This window comes from Thioclava sp. 'Guangxiensis' (assembly GCF_045348365.1).
GTDB lineage: Bacteria > Pseudomonadota > Alphaproteobacteria > Rhodobacterales > Rhodobacteraceae > Thioclava > Thioclava kandeliae.
In genome coordinates this window covers 16,449-32,705 of sequence record NZ_CP155826.1, presented here as the reverse complement: position 1 = coordinate 32,705, position 16,257 = coordinate 16,449, and the positions used below count along the sequence as shown (strand labels likewise).

The 16,257-nt window shown below is 64.5% G+C and carries 13 protein-coding genes; 7 read left to right on the top strand and 6 right to left on the bottom strand.

Going from position 1 to position 16,257, the window contains the following annotated elements; genetic code table 11:
• Positions 1-86: 86 nt before the first annotated feature.
• Complete coding sequence (locus ABEB22_RS21205; RefSeq protein WP_349294630.1) at positions 87-674, top strand: polysaccharide biosynthesis/export family protein; 588 nt, start codon at positions 87-89, stop codon at positions 672-674.
• A 55-nt stretch (positions 675-729) separates the two neighbouring features.
• Positions 730-2,103 (top strand): hypothetical protein, encoded by a 1,374-nt coding sequence (locus tag ABEB22_RS21200; protein WP_349294629.1) that lies wholly within the window; start codon positions 730-732, stop codon positions 2,101-2,103.
• A 24-nt stretch (positions 2,104-2,127) separates the two neighbouring features.
• Here ABEB22_RS21200 and ABEB22_RS21195 read toward each other — a convergent pair whose 3' ends face one another.
• On the bottom strand, positions 2,128-3,351 hold the full coding sequence (locus tag ABEB22_RS21195; RefSeq protein WP_349294675.1) for a glycosyltransferase family 4 protein: 1,224 nt from the start codon (positions 3,349-3,351) through the stop codon (positions 2,128-2,130).
• Positions 3,352-3,683: 332 nt separating this feature from the next.
• Here ABEB22_RS21195 and xrtD point away from each other — a divergent pair, with 332 nt between their 5' ends.
• Positions 3,684-5,282, top strand: a complete 1,599-nt coding sequence (gene xrtD / locus ABEB22_RS21190; protein WP_349294674.1) for a VPLPA-CTERM-specific exosortase XrtD — start codon at positions 3,684-3,686, stop codon at positions 5,280-5,282.
• 163 nt (positions 5,283-5,445) lie between these two features.
• On the top strand, positions 5,446-6,246 hold the full coding sequence (locus tag ABEB22_RS21185; RefSeq protein WP_349294673.1) for a hypothetical protein: 801 nt from the start codon (positions 5,446-5,448) through the stop codon (positions 6,244-6,246).
• 11 nt (positions 6,247-6,257) lie between these two features.
• Here ABEB22_RS21185 and ABEB22_RS21180 read toward each other — a convergent pair whose 3' ends face one another.
• Both ABEB22_RS21180 and ABEB22_RS21175 read right to left on the bottom strand, forming a co-directional pair.
• Positions 6,258-7,562, bottom strand: a complete 1,305-nt coding sequence (locus ABEB22_RS21180; protein WP_349294672.1) for a glycosyltransferase family 4 protein — start codon at positions 7,560-7,562, stop codon at positions 6,258-6,260.
• Positions 7,563-7,582: 20 nt separating this feature from the next.
• On the bottom strand, positions 7,583-8,413 hold the full coding sequence (locus ABEB22_RS21175; protein WP_406871246.1) for a WecB/TagA/CpsF family glycosyltransferase: 831 nt from the start codon (positions 8,411-8,413) through the stop codon (positions 7,583-7,585).
• A 151-nt stretch (positions 8,414-8,564) separates the two neighbouring features.
• On the opposite strand from ABEB22_RS21175, the gene ABEB22_RS21170 reads away from it, so the two are divergent.
• On the top strand, positions 8,565-9,605 hold the full coding sequence (locus tag ABEB22_RS21170) for an acyltransferase family protein (protein WP_406871245.1): 1,041 nt from the start codon (positions 8,565-8,567) through the stop codon (positions 9,603-9,605).
• A gap of 103 nt (positions 9,606-9,708) precedes the next feature.
• Here the strand turns inward: ABEB22_RS21170 and ABEB22_RS21165 are convergent, their stop codons facing one another.
• Positions 9,709-10,212: a hypothetical protein gene (locus ABEB22_RS21165; RefSeq protein ID WP_406871244.1), complete on the bottom strand. Its 504-nt coding sequence runs from the start codon at positions 10,210-10,212 to the stop codon at positions 9,709-9,711.
• Between the two features lie 605 nt (positions 10,213-10,817).
• Here ABEB22_RS21165 and ABEB22_RS21160 point away from each other — a divergent pair.
• Both ABEB22_RS21160 and ABEB22_RS21155 read left to right on the top strand, forming a co-directional pair.
• Complete coding sequence (locus ABEB22_RS21160; RefSeq protein ID WP_349294668.1) at positions 10,818-11,489, top strand: sugar transferase; 672 nt, start codon at positions 10,818-10,820, stop codon at positions 11,487-11,489.
• 150 nt (positions 11,490-11,639) lie between these two features.
• Positions 11,640-13,034 carry a phosphomannomutase gene (locus ABEB22_RS21155; protein ID WP_349294667.1) on the top strand — a complete coding sequence of 465 codons (1,395 nt, stop codon included), beginning with the start codon at positions 11,640-11,642 and terminating at the stop codon, positions 13,032-13,034.
• An 86-nt stretch (positions 13,035-13,120) separates the two neighbouring features.
• Here the strand turns inward: ABEB22_RS21155 and ABEB22_RS21150 are convergent, their stop codons facing one another.
• On the bottom strand, positions 13,121-13,543 hold the full coding sequence (locus ABEB22_RS21150) for a hypothetical protein (protein ID WP_349294666.1): 423 nt from the start codon (positions 13,541-13,543) through the stop codon (positions 13,121-13,123).
• A gap of 160 nt (positions 13,544-13,703) precedes the next feature.
• The gene (locus ABEB22_RS21145) at positions 13,704-16,226 is read right to left on the bottom strand and encodes a glycosyltransferase (RefSeq protein ID WP_406871243.1); all 2,523 of its coding nucleotides are present in this window, start codon (positions 16,224-16,226) and stop codon (positions 13,704-13,706) included.
• Positions 16,227-16,257 lie beyond the last annotated feature (31 nt).

Below are 16,257 nucleotides of genomic sequence, written 5' to 3'. Positions count from 1 at the left end.
CCGGTCGCCTAATCGGTCCGCTGCGGGTTTCGTTTTGTCACAGAACCGGCTTAGGCTCGGCCTATAGCTAGCTTGAAGGGTAAGGCATGTCCCGATTCATTTCCCTGTTAGTTGCAAGTATTCTTTTGTTTGTTCCGCTGGCCGCACAGGCGGCCTATGTCATCCAGCCCGGCGATATCCTGCGCGTCGAAGTGGTGGAGGACAAATCCCTCAACCGCGATGTTCTGGTGCTGCCCGATGGCTCGATCTCCTTTCCGGCCGCCGGAACCCTGCCTGCGGCGGGCGTTTCGGTCGAGGGGGTGCGTCAGGCCCTGATCAACCGCCTCTCGCGGGAATTCGCCGCCCCGCCCTCGGTCTATGTCAGCGTGCAGAAACTCGCCAAACCGGGCGAGAGCCTCTACGGGATGGCGCGGATCTATATCATGGGCGAGATCGCCCAGCCCGGTCTTTTGGAGGTCGATCAGGGGATCACGCTGCTGCAGGCGATCGCCTCGGCCGGCGGCTTTACCCGCTTTGCCGCGACCAAGCGGGTCGAACTGCACCGGATGGACCCGCAGACCCAGACCGAGCAGGTCTATCTGTTCGATTACAAGCGTCATAAGGGCCTGTCAGGGGCGACGCTGCTGCGCGATGGCGATGTTATCACGGTGCCCGAGCGCGGCCTGTTCGAATAGGCCGGTGGAAGCGCGCGGACAGGATCGGGCGGTGTGCAAAGACAAGAGGGCAGCGATGGGCGGCATATCGGGGCGCAGGACCGCGCTATTTTCGGGGGCCCTGTTGCTCGGGGTTCTGTCGGGCATGCCCGTGCTGCTGCCCGGTGCGGCCATGGCACAGGAGATCGAGGGCTCCCATAGCGCCCTGGGCCTGTCGATGGGGATCGAGGCGGGACGTAATCTCGATCTGGAAAGCGACAACGAGGCGCGCGAGAGCCGGTTGAACACCGCGCTGAGTTACCGGTTGAGCCGCCAGACGGCGCGGGCCTCGCTCGATCTGGGCAGCAATCTGCGCTGGTATCTCGAGGATGGGGGGGAGGATGTCTTCCTGCCACGGCTGAACGGGGCCTATCGCCTCGAGGGCGCGCGCAGCCGCCTGACGCTGGGGCTGGGCTATACCCGCACCGAGGTCACCGACCAGTCCGTCAGCTATGACGATACCGGCACGCTGACCAGCTATGACGGCACCGGTTTGCGGTCGGTGCTCAATGGCAGTGCCGGGTTCGAGGGCGGGATCGACGCTCCGCTGGGCTATTCTCTGGGCTACCGGCATACGGATGTCTCCTATGACGGGACACGCTCCGGAAGTTTCAGCGCCTCCACCCGCGATTTCTACGATCTGGGGCTCCGGCTGACACCCGATGCGCTTGGCGAGGTCCGCCTCGATCTGCATCATGACCGTTACCGCGTGGACAACAGCACCCGGACCGAACGCCTGACCTCGCGGATCACGCTCTCGGGCACGCGCCGGCTGGATGCGATCACCCGCCTGTCGCTGGGGGTGGGCTATAGCGAGATCGACACCACCCGCACCACCATCGACAGCGCCCGTCAGGGGATGGGCTTTTCGCTGGGAGTGGTCCGCGATGATCCGCTGGGCCATTCCTCGGCCAGCCTGTCACGGGCGCTGACGGCCTCGGGCCAGCGCGACGAGCTGGTGATCGGACGGGTCCGGACGCTGAAGACGGGGCGGCTCGAGGGGCTGGTGGGGCTCAGCCGCTCGGATCGCGGCAGTCTCGACTGGATCGCCTCGCTCGACTGGGTGAGCGAGCGCCCGCGCGACACGCTGCGGGTCGGGCTGACACGGCGGATCTCGTCGGATAACGACAATAACGATGTGGTCGTGACACGGGTCAATGGCACGCTCAGCCATAAATTCGGCGAGGCCAGTTCGCTGCGGCTCGCATTGCAGGCCAGCCTGCAGGATAACGAGACTGGCGCCTCGCGCCAGCGGGCCAGCGCCAGCCTGTCCTATCTGCGCCAGCTGACCCGCGAGACCCGTCTCGATCTGGGTCTGCGCAAGGAATATTCGCGCAATACCAGCGACCGGACCGCCAATTCCGAAGTGGTCTTCGTGACGCTGGAGCGCGATCTGGATTTCCTGCACTAGCGCGGGACACGGGCCTGCACCAAATCACCGCAGCACGCGGCGGTAGATCTCCGAGAGGGTGGCACTGGCCCGGTCATGGCGATAGGCGGACAGTTTGCGGGCAGCCCTTGCCCCCATCTGCCGCGCCCGCATGCGGTCGGCCGCGATCTCGCGGGTGGCCGCCATGATCCCCGCCGCGAACTCCGCCATCAGATCCGGCCACTGCGCCATCGCCGAAGGCCGGGCCAGATGGACCCAGCGCCCGTCGCCATCGCGCTCCATCGGCAGCACCCAGCCGGTCACCCCGTGGTCCACCAGTTCGGGCTGTGCGAAGGTGCCACCCACGATGGCGGGCACCCCGCAAAGCGCGGCCTCGATGGTCACCCAGCCCAGCGATTCATCGACCGTGGGAAAGACCAGCGCATCCGCATTGCGCAGGAGATCCCAGATCCGCGCATTGGGCAGGGACGGGTGCTGGGTGATTTGCGCGCTTTCGGCAATCCGGCGGGCAAGGGCCGCACCGGATACCGGATCGGGCAGGGCATAGCAGCGCTCGGTCACCTTGCCGATGACGGTCAGATGGGTCGCCACACCCTCGCGATTGAGCGCCTCGGTGGCCGCCACCGCCGCCTCCAGCCCCTTGCGCAATCCGTCCCCGCCAATGAACAGCAGCTGCACGGGCTCTTGGGAGAGAGGGGTGGCCTGCGGGGCGGCAAAGCCCGGAGGCGGTCGCACGCAGCCGCGGAAGACCTGCATTTTCGCGCGCAGATGCCCGTAACCCCAATCGTCGAACCGCCTGGCGGCATAGTCATGGGCCGCCTCGCTCAGCGGCAGGATGGCACGGCAGCGCGCCGCCGAAAGCCGGTCGAGCGCGCGCCGGATCTGGGACCGGCTCCAATGGCCCAATGTGCGCGGCAGTTCCAGCTCGTAGCTGACGACAAAATCGCCGTTGCAGGGGATATGGTTGAACGTATGCACCAGCTCCGCGCCCCCGCCCGCAAGCCAGGGCGAATAGGCCCAGTAGCTGCCCTTGAACAGCCGTCTTGCCGTCAGCCCGTGCACCGCGCCATAGCGGAATTCCGGCAGATCCATTGCATAGCTTACATGTTCTAGCCCGTAATTGGGCGCGTAGACCCCGATCCGGTGCCGCTGGTCCTTGCGCGGGAAGACCAGCGTCTTGCGCGGTGCCCGGGCTCCGGTTTTGACATCGGCCCCGGTTTTGACATCGTTCGGAAGGAGCGGAAGCGGCGGGGAGGAAACAGGTGCCATGGAACCCCTTTGATCTCTGAGGGACGGATCCGCGTGATCCGCCTCCGCTCATTTAGAAATACTCAACCATGAATTGCAACGCTCTTGGTGCCGAGCCGCGTGGTCTGCGAATAAAACAGGCGAGCCAGAGGGGCCGTGCGCCGTCCAACCCATTACATATATATGGGGTATCTGCCCGATATGCCGCGCATATGGGCAGACATCCGCTCGAGGGCAGGAATATGGGGAAGGCGCGCATATCTCCCTTGGGTTGTTTTCTTCCTTAAGGTAACGTTCCCTTAAGGAAAGCGGGGCCGGGGCCTTGCGCAAAAGACCTATGGGGGCATGCGGGTATGGGAGATGTCACGACGACGCCATCGGTCCTGAACGAGGGGCAGAGGCTGTCGCTTGCGGGGATGGCGCTGCTGGCGGCGGCGGCGATGCTCGGGCTCCTCTATTTCCGCGAAGGGGTTACGGCCCTGCTACAGGCATGGGCCACGCCCGAATATAGCCATGGTCCGCTGATCCCGCTCCTGTCGGCCTTCATGTTCGCGCAGGAGCTGAAATCCGAACCGGTCCGCACAGGACCGTCCAACCGCTGGCCGGGGCTTTTGCTTCTGGCGGTGGCAATGGGGCTCGGCGCTCTGGGCAAGATCTCGCAGATCGACGACATCGTGGCTTATGCCATCATCTTATGGGTGGGGGCGATGCTGCTGATCAGCTTCGGCTGGGATCAGGGGCGCCATTTCTGGGTGCCGGTCTTGCATCTGGTCTATATGCTGCCACTGCCGGGGGTGCTCTATTTCAAGCTCTCGATCTTCCTGCAGGGCGTGTCCTCCGAGCTGGGCGTGCGCCTGCTGGGCCTGCTGGATGTGCCGGTTTTCCTCGATGGCAATATCATCGATCTGGGGGTGCTGAAGCTGCATGTGGCCGAGGCCTGTTCGGGGCTGCGCTATCTCTTCCCGATCATGTCCTTCTCCTATGTCTTTGCCGTGCTCTACCGTGGCCCGCGCTGGCACAAGGCGGTGCTGCTGGTCTCGGCGGCGCCGATCACCGTGGTGATGAACTCGGTGCGGATCGCGGTGGCGGGCTGGCTGGTACAGTATTTCGGCGAGCGCCATCTGGAGGGGGTCTCGCATTTCTTCGAGGGCTGGGTGATCTTCATGGCCTCGGTGGTGATCCTGTTCGCGCTGGCATGGGTCATGCTGAAGCTGCAACGCGGGCGGATGGGGCTGGCCGAGGCGCTCGATCTCGATTTCACGGGGCTCTGGCCGCAGGTGCGGCGGTTGGGTCTGGTCGAGCCGTCACGGGCGCTGCTGGCCTGTGTGCTGGCGCTCGCGCTGGCCAGTGCGGCATGGGGCGCGCGCCCCGCGCCCGCCCGCCCCGAGATCGACCGCGAGCCCTTCGTTCTGTTCCCGCGCGAGCTGGGACCGTGGCGCTCGGAGCCCGTCGCGCGGCTCGGGCGGGCCGTCGAACAGACGCTGGGGGCCGATGACTATTACGGCGCGCGCTTCCGCCAATCCGGCACAGGAACGCCAGTCGAATTCTTCTCGGCCTATTATAACGACCAGACCAGGGGCGGCACCCATTCGCCCGAAATCTGCCTGCCCGGGGCCGGATGGGAGATCGCGCGGCTCGAGCGGGTCGATCTGGGCGCCGGAGCCGGTCTGCCGGAGCGGTTCATGGTCAATCGCGCCATCATCCAGAAAGGCGAAGCGCAGATGCTGGTCTATTACTGGTTCGAGAGCCACGGTCGCCATATCGCCTGGGATATCGAGGCGAAACTGGCGCTTTTATGGGATGGTCTGACCATCGGGCGCACCGATGGTGCACTTGTGCGGCTGACAACGCCTATCAACCCTGACGAGAGTATTGACAGCGCGACTGCCCGCCTCGACGATATGTTCGTGCGGGTCAATGCCGTGCTGGGACGTTTCGTGCCCGGATCCTAGCGACTGCCCCGCCGCCCCGTCCCGCAAGATCTGTAACAGCAGGAGAGCCATGTTTCTTGTCGCGTCCCCGAAGGCCGGATCCGCAGCACCTGTGCATGCGGTGCAAGCCGGTCCCGCATCATTTCCCCCGCGCGCGCTCCGGAGCGGGGAGGAGAGAACCACATTGGTCATCATCTCGCATTGGGAGGGGCACGGGCTGAAACCGCTACGACGGCTGCTGGCCTCGATGGGGCGGTTGCGCCCCGATACGCCCGCGCGGCGGCTGACCTATGATCTGCTGGTCGTCTCGAATGGCGGCAACCTGCAACCTGCGGATCTGGAGTGCCCCGCAGGCGCGCGCAGCCTGCATCTGCTGAATCGCGAGAATGCCGGCTATAATATCGGCGCATGGGATGCGGGGCTGCGGGCGGCGCCCGGCTATCACGCCTATCTGCTGGTGCAGGACGAATGTTTCATCCGCCGCGCGGGCTGGCTCGAGGCCTTCCGCTTCCGGCTCGAGGAGGATCCGGGCATGGGGCTTGTGGGCGAGAGCATGAACTGGGACGGGCTGGGATGGGACTATCTCAAACCCGCGACGGCCCGTGATTTTGGGAACCACGCGGTTGGGGCGGATAGGCCCGCCAGTCCGATCGATGCCTATATCGCGCGGCTGGCCGAGTGGGGGGTGGCGCGCGCACCCACGGCGAGCCATCTGCAGAGCCTCGTGCTCTATGTTTCGGGCGCGCTGGTCGAACGGCTGGGACGCCTGCAGACCGGCAATAGCTATTCCGAGGCGGTGACCGGCGAGATCGCCATATCCCAGCGCGCCATGATGTATGGCTACCGCATCGGCCTCGTGCGGCCCGGCCAGCCTTTCCATGCGATCGGCCATCCGCAATGGGTAGGGCTTGGCCCGTGGAAGGTGCGGATGAACCGGCGCCTGCGGCGGATCAAGGCGCCGCTGAAGCGGCTGCTGGGACGGTAGCCCGGGAGCGTTCAGCCAAAGATCCGCGCCAGATGGCGGGCGCGGGTGCGATGCATGGCGTGATGAGACTGGCCCTGCGCGCGGGCAAGCGCCCCCCGGGACAGCCGCGCACGCAGATCCGCATCCCCCGCGAACCGCAGAAGGGCCGCGACCATCGCCTCGGGATCATCCACCCCGAAGAGAAGCGCCTCGCGGCCGTCGGTGACCATATCGCAGACCCCTTCGGTGGCCGAGGTCACCGCCGGCACGGCGCGGGCGAAAGCATCGAAAAGGATGCGCGGCTGCTCGTTCTGGCGATTGGCCAGAACGATCGCATGATAGCGCTGCAACAGCGCGAAGAAGTCCGGCCCGTAGGGCACGGGATCCAGAACGCCCAGCGTGATCCGTGGCCCCCGCAATGCCGCACTGGCCGCGCGGCACATATCGGCCAGCGGCCCCGCCCCGATGATATCGAGCCGCAGGCGCGGCAGGTCCTGATGGGCGGTCCCGCCCGGGTAGGATTCCTGCAGGCGGGCCTCCAGCAGGCGGGCTGCCTCCAGCACCACCTCCACCCCCTTCTCGGCCACCAGACGGGCCGGAAAGAGCAGCCGGATCTCGTCTTTCGGCAGGGCCGCACGGGCGGCTTCGGCCTCGGTGCGGCTCAGGATCTGGTCCTCGTCGATCCAGACGGCAGGGGCGATCAGGCTGCGCTCGGGCGCGATGCCGAAGAACCGGCGATAGCCATCTTGCGTGAAAATCCGCAGATCGGCCCGCAGGAGCGCGCGACGCAACAGGGTCGCATGGGCGATATGGCCGAGGCGCTGGCGCAGGCTGGCACCGGTTTTCGGCTGCATCCAGAAAGAGGATTCGATCACCATCACCCATGGAAAGGGGCGCAGGACATGCAAAGGCAGCAGGTAGAAGGGCAGCGGAAAGGCCCATCCCGCCCCGTCGGAATGCACGATCCGGCTTTCGCGCACGGCCCGCGCCACGCGGAAGAAATTGGGCAGCAGGTTGACCAGCGCCGAGCCCGGCCCCCCGTCGCGGCGGAGCGGGTGGATCCGGGCGGCGTGCAGCCCATGGACCAGCCGCAGATCCGTATTGGCCGGATCGAAGGGGATCACCGGACAGCAGAGCGCGAAATCGGGCAGATAGTCGAGATGCAGTTCCAGATCCTTCTGCCACAGATGCGTGGCATGGACCTGCCCCTGCGCATCGATGGCCACCGGAATACGCGAGAAGAGCGTATAGCGCCCCGCCAGAACAGGCGCCGTATCCGCCTGGGTGGCAGGCCGGTCCGGCAGGGGCGGGAGGGAGGGCAAGACGGTCAGCGTCATGGGGCAGGGCTCCGGCAGGGTCAGGATTTGCGATCGGCGAGATAGAGCGCGAAGATCTTCGGCCCGTCGAGAAGGTAGCGTTTCCATAGCCGGCGCGGATTGGAGAGCAGCCGATGCGCCCATTCGAGCCCCGCATGGCGCATCCAGAGCGGCGCGCGCGACTGGTGGCCCGTCAGGAAATCGAGGCTGGCCCCCACACAGAGCCCGACCCCGCGGGCGCGCCCGCGCGCCCCCAGATCGGCGGCAAAGAATTCCTGTTTGGGAAAGGACAGACATAGCAGATAGAGATCGGCCCCGCAGGTCTCGGTGGCGGCCAGCGTGGCGTCCCATTCGGGGCTGCCCTGCGCCATGAAGGGCGCCTCGATATGGATCAGGTCGAGATCGGGATACCGGGCGCGCAAGCGGGCAAAATCGGCGTGATCGGGCCCTACCGCCGCGATACGCAGCGGGCGGGCTTGCGGATCGGCCAGAAGATCCGCCACCAGATCGGCGCCGGGATAGGCCATCAGCTCCATCCCGCGCAGCCGCGCCAGCTTTTCCAGGATCCGGCTGTCGCAGAGCCGCCACGCCGCCTGGGCATAGGCGGAGGTAATGGCCGGCTCGCGGGCAAGGCGCACGATATGGTCGACATTGGGGGTGACCAGATAATGGAACCCCGTGCCCGCCTCCTGCAAAAGCCGCGCGCGCCATCCCGGCCTGTCGCATAGATCGAAGCGGAACCCGAGAAACAGGGCGGTCTGCCCCTCACAACCCCCGAGAGAATCGTCCGACAAGGATATGCGGGAAGGCACGCTGGGAGCGCCTGCGGGATATGGGGCAGGATCGGGGCGGGAAACAAAGGTCTTGGTCATGAAAATCCTCTTATATGAGCATTTTCTCCATAAGACACTGCTTCCGGCGGGCTGGCAAACCGTTTTCGCCTCATACCTCCAATCCGGTTGAATTTTTATAAAATGCAACCTAAAGTTGCTTTATGACTTCCCGCCGGAACAGGAGGCCCGCATGCAGAGCATGGCGCGCAACGGCTCCGTGGACGGGCTGCGCCTGATTGCCGCTTTTGGCGTGGTGGCCCTGCATTGCGGATATTTTCCCGAGTTTCCCGGTCTTGTGACGGATATGCTGAAAGCGGGACTGCGTTGGGCGGTGCCGTTCTTCTTCATGGTGACAGGGGTCTTTCTGGCCGATGCGCAGGGGCGGTTCGTGAAGGTCAGCATGGCGCGGCTGGTGCGGCTGTGCCTGATCTTCGTCACGGGTTTCCTGATCTATCTGCCGCTGCTTCTGTGGCAAAAGGGCATTGCGGGGCTGGTGCCTGCGATCCTCGTCGAGGGCAGCAACATGCATCTGTGGTTTCTGGCAGCAATGGTGATCGGGCTGCTGGGGCATGCGCTCATGGCCGAGATCGGCTCCTATCCCCTGGCCGTGGGGCTGGCGGTCGCCATCGTGCTGGGGGCGATCGTGAGCAGCTATCTGGTGCAGTTCGGGATCGGTGAGGCGCTCGGAGCGCGGCTGCTGTTTCGCGAACTGAGCGGATTTTCCTGCCTGCTGGCGGGGGCGGCGCTCCACCGGCTGTCCCATTGGAGCGCACGGCCTTTCGCGCTCTGTCTGGCGCTCGGGCTCGGGCTTTTATGCGTGGAGATCTCGTGGCTGTGGTGGACCGGCGCGCGGGCGCTTTATCTCGACTGGGCATTTTTCGTGCCGTTCCTGTCTTTTGGGCTCATCGGGCTGGCTCTGCGCGGGCGGATCGCATGGTCGCCCCGCATGGCCGGTTGGGGCCGGCAGGATGCCTTGACCATCTATATCCTGCATCCTTGGGCCATCGTCGCGATCCTCAGCCTCTGGTCGGGTCGAATGACCTACCGTCTGTCCGACGGGCCGGCCAGCAGCACGATGCTCTGGGCTCTGGCCAGTGTGCTCAGCCTGATACTGGCTCTGGCCCTGCGCCGGTTCTCGCCGCGCTTTTATGCCCTGCTGAACGGCCAGTGGCAAAGATCCGGGGGCGGCCGTTCTTCCTCCGCTGCAGCGGCTGTCAGTCCGGGGCCCTGAAGGAAAAGGGCGTGCCTCTCGCAAGGCACGCCCAATGGGCTATGAAGGCGAAGCCGTCATGGGAAGCGGTCCGCCCGATCCCGCAACCGGTCCGCCAGCAGGATCAGACCATGCCCGGCACCGCGAGATCCGTATCAGCCGTCCCGGTCTTGCGACGGCGCGCCACAATCCCGCCAAGCGCCAGAGCCCCCGCCAGAAGCGGCAGGCCCGCCGGGAGCGGCACGGCGGGCACTTCGCTGACTGTCAGGGAGATACTGCTGACGATCCCGTCCACATAGATCGCAAGCAGGTAATCGACGGCCGAATCGACATTGGCGGTCAGTGTCGCGACAAAGGAGGTGCCGGAATTATAGGCGGCATAGCTCGTCGTGCCGCTGGTTCCGAAGCTGTAGAGGACAGAGATCATATCTTCCGACGGGGCGGAGACTTCGAAGAGATAGTCCCCGCTGACGGGAACATCGAAGCTGAACGCGGTCAGCGTCGACCCTCCGAAGGTAAACAGGTCGGTCCCGCTGGTGGTTTCATCATAGATGGTGGCAGCATGGCCGCCAAAGGCCGTGCCAAGGGTCAAAGCGGCCGCAAGTGCCGCGGATTTCAAGTAGCTCATGTAATCCTCTTTGAAAGACGGGATCCGGCGCAGGGGAGGTCCCGGGGACGGATCGACGATGGATATGAAGCGGGTGCAGCGCCGGATACGCTGCACTGCAGCGGTCTCGAAAACTCTGCTCTAGTTAATTAGTCAACACGATGTAACGCGAAGAGATCCTTCTCGGATCCTCCTCGCGGAATAACAACCATTAAGTGAATTATGCCAAATAAACAATTACATTTCAATTTAAGGTTGCGTATTAATCCAAATTATAATTTTATGGTTTCATTGCTTGGACTTCCAAATATCTCAATGAAAATGAATAATAAAAACCAGCTTCCAGAGTGATTCGAAGTGGCAGTTTTCGTAATATACCGCTATCTCTTCCCTCTCGCGTCAATGTGCAAAAAATTGCACCATCAATCGGAAAAACTCCGCTTATTTTATTAGATTTTCAAAATAATACTTGATGGAGAACTTTGCTGACCCTTAAGTAAACATATCATTAGAGAGTAACCATAAGGCTGATTATGCTGCATCGCAGCAAGACAGCATGCGCGTTTCGTCCTCCATTCTCCCCGCTCGCATATTCGGACCAGCTCCTTATCGAAGGAAACCTACCGATGAGAATTGATTTGACTGCCTCCTCTCGCGATAGCCATCGCATCGGTCTTTTTCCGCCTCTCTATCGCCGGTGTGGAAAACGTGTTTTCGATCTGTTTCTCGCCATCCTGCTTCTTCCCGTCTTGCTGCCGGTGATTGCCGCGCTGTGGTTGATGGTGCGCCGCGATGGCGGGGCGGGGTTCTTCGTGCAGCCGCGGGTCGGCCTCGACGGCCGGGTCTTCAATTGTTTCAAGATGCGCACGATGGTGCTCGATGCCGAAGCCGCCTTGAAGCGGATGTGCGAGGAAAGCCCCGAGCTGGCGCAGGAATGGCATGTGCACCAGAAGTTGCGGGTCGATCCGCGCATCACCGCAGTGGGACGTTTCCTGCGGGCCACCTCGCTCGACGAGCTGCCGCAGGTCTTCAACGTCCTCAAGGGCGATATGAGCTTCGTGGGTCCGCGTCCCTTTCTGATCGAACAGGAGGCGCTCTACCGGCATGCCGGCGGCAAGGATTATTTCGAGCTGCGTCCGGGCATCACCGGCAGCTGGCAGGTCGAGGGGCGCAACACCACCACCTTCACCGCACGGGTGGCCTATGACGAGGGCTATAACCGCTCCCTCAGCTTTGTCCGCGATTTTGCGCTACTGGTAAAAACCGCAGGGATCGTCGTCAAACGCACAGGACGCTGAGCCTCCAGGCTCTCACGCCGAGGCACCAGAGCCTAGAGGCTCTGGTGCTTTCTTTTATACCACTGAAGTATAAGTAATAAACCAGATTAAAAGCCTTGCGCTCGGGTGCCATTGATGTGTCAATGATCCCAAATCCGTGAGGAGCGAAACATGGCACCTGCCTTTGGAACCTCGGGCCTGCGCGGCCTTGTCACCGAGCTGACACCCGATCTGGTGAGCCGCTACATTCGCGCGTTTCTGGCCTCCTGCCCGCAGGGGAGAGCGCTCTATATCGGGCGCGATCTGCGCCCGTCCTCGCCCGCCATCGCCGATGTGGTGATCAAAGCTGCGCAGGCGGCAGGGATCGATACCGTGGAGTGCGGCGCCCAGCCGACACCGGCGCTGGCCATGGTCGCGATGGAGGCTGGCTGCGGGGCAGTCATGGTCACCGGCAGCCATATCCCCGCCGATCGCAACGGGCTGAAATTCTATATTCCCTCGGGCGAGATCTCGAAAGCGGATGAAGCGGCGATCAAGGCCGCCTATGAGGTGGATGCGGCGCCTGCAGGCGCGGTGGGGACGGCGCTCCCTGCCCCTGATACAGCAAAGCTCTATAATCTTCGTTATGTAAAATCATTCGGCGAAACCGCACTTGCCGGACTGCGGATCGGGGTCTATCGCCATTCCTCTGTTGCCCGCGATGCGATGGAGGAGATCCTGCGCGCGATGGGCGCCGAGGTCGTCGCGCTGGCGCATTCCGACAGTTTCGTTCCCGTCGACACCGAGGCGGTCGATCCGGCCACCCGTGACCAGCTGGCACAGTGGTGCGCCACGCATGGGCTCGACGCCATCGTCTCGACCGATGGCGATGCCGACCGCCCGATGGTGACGGATGCACGGGGCGTCGTGATCCCCGGAGATGTGCTGGGCGTGATCACCGCCCGCCTGTTGGGCGCAAAGGTGATCTGCACGCCAGTCTCCTCCAATGACATGGTGCGCCAGATTCCGGAATTTACCGAAATCCACCTGACGAAGATCGGATCGCCCTTCGTGATTGCGGCGATGGAAGCGGTTCTGCAGGCCGATCCCGCGACAAAAGTCGTGGGGTTCGAGGCCAATGGCGGATTTCTTCTCGGATTTCAGGCATTCCAGAAATCCGAGATATCGCCTTTGATGACCCGTGATAGCCTGCTCCCGATCCTTGCGCCTCTGGTCGCGGCACGTCAGGCGGGCACCGGTCTGGCCGCGCTGGTGGCGGCCCTGCCGCCCTGTTTCACCGCAGCCGACCGGTTGCAGGAGATCGACCGCGCCAAGGCCGCCCATTTCCTGGCCGATCTGGTGGAGGATGCGCAGACCCGCGCGGAGTTCTTTACCACTGAAGGCGCGATCGACACGGTCGATCTGACTGACGGGCTGCGTGTGAATTTTGTTTCCGGCGAGGTGGTGCATCTGCGCCCCTCGGGCAATGCGCCCGAGTTCCGCGTCTATGCGCAGGCCGCCGATCCGGCACAGGCGCAATCGCTGGTGATGCAGATCATGCAGCGTGTGGACCACGCCATCGGCTGACCCCCTATCCCCAGAAAGGGCGGCCCGTCAGGACCGCCCCTCTGCACTGGAGACCAGTTTACTCGTTGGAAAGGCGCGGCGGATGATCAGTCGCGACCCTGACCGATATAGGGCACCGGCTGGGCGGCTACGGCCGTGCGGGCCTCGCCCGAGAGGACGAAGGCGGCATTCTGGGCATTGTCATCGCGCAGGGCGCTATCGGCGGTCACCAGCTCGGCCAGCGTGTAGCGGGCCGGATCAACCCCGAGCTGGGCGGCCAGCTGGGCTTTGCCTGCCGACACCGTCTCGCGCGTCTGTTGCGTGCGGTTGTCGTGATCAATGAAATAGGCCACCTCATGGGCATCGCCATCACGGCGGGCGGCGGAAATCGTGGTCAGCTCGGCCGTGGTGAACTGGGCGCCATCCAGCCCCAGCTGGGCGGCCAGCTGGTCATGGCCCGCCCCTTGGGCGGAGGCGATCCCTGCGCTGGCGGTCAGGGCGAGAGCGGCGGCGATAAATGCGGTTTTCATAGTCTTTCTCCAAGTGATCTGCAGATCGTCGGAGGCGCTTCATGTCAGGCGCGGCGATCGGCTGTGTTTGTTTCTGGAGACAGATCTAATCCTGTTCTATTTTGCAGTAAACTTGCGTATTTATCTATATTATGTGCTACATTGCACAAATCGCCTTTTCTCAGCCTGCAAGGATGCGGGACAGGATCGCAGGCATATCGGTGCTCTCCTGCGGGAGGGGCAGCACCCGCGCGCCCTGCCCTGCCTCGCGCAGCGCCTCGGCCTGGGCGCCAAGATCGAAACACCAGACCGGCAGCCCCGTGGCCAGCGCCTCGCGCGTGGTAAAGGAGAAGGTCTCGGGCCAGATCGAGGGGATCAGCCAGCAATCGATCCCGTAGCTTTCGGCCAGCAGCGCGATCTCGGCGCGGGCATAGCTGCCATGGATGGTGGCCGATCCATGCAGCGGATAGTTCGGGTCGATATTGCCCATCACCACCAGACGGGCCGCCCCCGACCGGGCCAGCTCCTGCGCCATGAGCTGCAGGAGCTGCGCGCCTTTCTGATAGCCGATATTGCCCAAGACCCCGATCGTGCGCACGGGACGCGCGGGTGTGCGCGTGATCTGCGGCACATCGAGCAAGGGCGCATGCGGGCGCCATTCGATGCGCGGTGCCAGATCGGGCCAGAGCCCCGCAACGATATCACCGCTATCGCGCGAGAAGGTGATGATACGCGCCTGCGCGAGCGCCGCATGCCAGCCCGCCTGCCATTGCCCGAGATCAATCACCGCGCCCTCCGCATCGCGGACCTGATGGCAGATCTGTCCGCCATGGGTCGCGGGGCGCGGAATGCCGGTATAGCGGCCCTGTGCGTCCAGCAGCGTATAGGAGGGGCTGAGCGGAAAGAAATCATGGATCTCGATGATCAGCTCGCCCGCCTCCCCCGTCCACTCCAGCAGACGGGCGGGCAGCGTTTCGGGGCGCGCATCGCCCACCCCGCAGATATAGATAACGCGGCGGCGCTCCACCGCGCCCAGAAGCGCCATCAGCACGCGCCCGTTTTCCAGCTCGGCACTGGTGACACCCGAGGCGCTATGCAGCTCCATCCGGTAGGCCACCGTCCCGCCCAGCTGCAGCACAACCGCCGCCTGTCCCGCCTCGCAGAGCGCGGCAATATCGCGGCGCATCGCATCCTCGGCCCCCCCGCCCAGCGAATGGACCACATAGACCGAAAGCGGATCGCTTTGCTGCGCAGCAGCCCAGGCCAGCCCCAGAAGCATCCGCGGCCCGATCAGCGGATCGCCCGCGATGAAATCCTGCACCTCCGCATCGAAGCGCGGATAGCGCTCGGTGATCCGCTGGCCATTGGCGGCAATCAGGCGGCGTTTTTCCTCGCTGCCGAAAGATTCCCCGCCGCGATGTTCTACAAACAGGCCCGGTAGCCCCAGATGGCGCCCCCCCTGCGCCATGGTCTTGCGGCACCAGTCCACCTCCTCGCCATACCCGCGCCCGAAGACCGTATCGAAGGCGGGGACACGGGCGAGCCATGCGGGCGCGATCGCCATGCAGAAGCCCACGCCGGTGGGCAGGGCCGCCGCAGGCGCCTGCGCCAGACACGTGCGCGCCGCCCGATCAATGGCTGTAGCGATCCCCGCTTCCTGCCCCTCGGGGAAGACCTCGCGCCGGCAGATGACGGGGGTGTTGAGGATCTCGGCATCGTTGCACATGGGCGTGACACTGGCCACATCGGGATCGGCGAGCGGCGCGATCAGCCGCCGCGCCCAGCCCTCGGGCACCAGCGCATCGGAATTCAGCAGCACCACCGGATCGCCCCGTTCGAGCGCTGCGGCAAAGCCGCGATTGACCGAGCCGATAAAGCCCAGATTGGTGTCGTTTTCCAGAAGTGTGACCCGCTCCGCGCCCTGATCTGCCGCCCAGTCGCGCAGGAAGGGCCGGATCGCGGGGTCGGGCGAGCAATCCTCGATCAGCACCAGATGCCAGCCGGTATCGGTATGGCGCAGGATCCGTGCCAGACAGTCCTGCAGGAGATCGAAGGCGTTATAGACGGGCAGCACAATGGTGATCCATGCGGCCTCCGCGGGCAGCTCACGCCCCGCGGCCTGTTCCGGCAGGAGCCCCAGCGAGGCCTCCGAGATCCGCAGATAGTTCCGCGCAGGCGGGGCCAGCCGTAACAGCGCCTTCAGCTGCGCCTTTGCCGCATCACGCGCCGCAGGATCGGGACTGGTGCGATAGGTCCGCATCGCCGGCAGGCCACGCAGCCCCGCCCAGAGAAGCGCGCCTGCCAGCCGCAGATCGCCGCGCAGCCGCCGCACCGGTCCCGGCTGGCGCAAGGACCAGAGGATCTCCCCGCCCGCATGGCGGATGCGGATCTCGCCCGGCCCGGCCACCAGCGGCAGCGACAGCGCGAAGCCCACCCGGCCATCCCCGCCATGGGCCGCCTCGACATCGGCGCGGTGCTGATCGGGGCGGGTGGCGATGCGATGGGCCTCGCCGCAGGTCATCACCACCTCCTCGGCCCTGACCCATCCGCGGATATGGTGGCGGTTGCCATGGATCTCCTCCACCTCGAGCCAGCCCAGAAGCGTGCCATCCGCGGCCGTGATCCGGCGCGGGCGGAAACGATAGATGCGGTGCAGCGAAGAGTAACGGATCCAGAGCGCCTGCAGGCTGCGCAAGGTGATCATCGGGGCAGGCTCCTGCATGACGAGAAAGGAA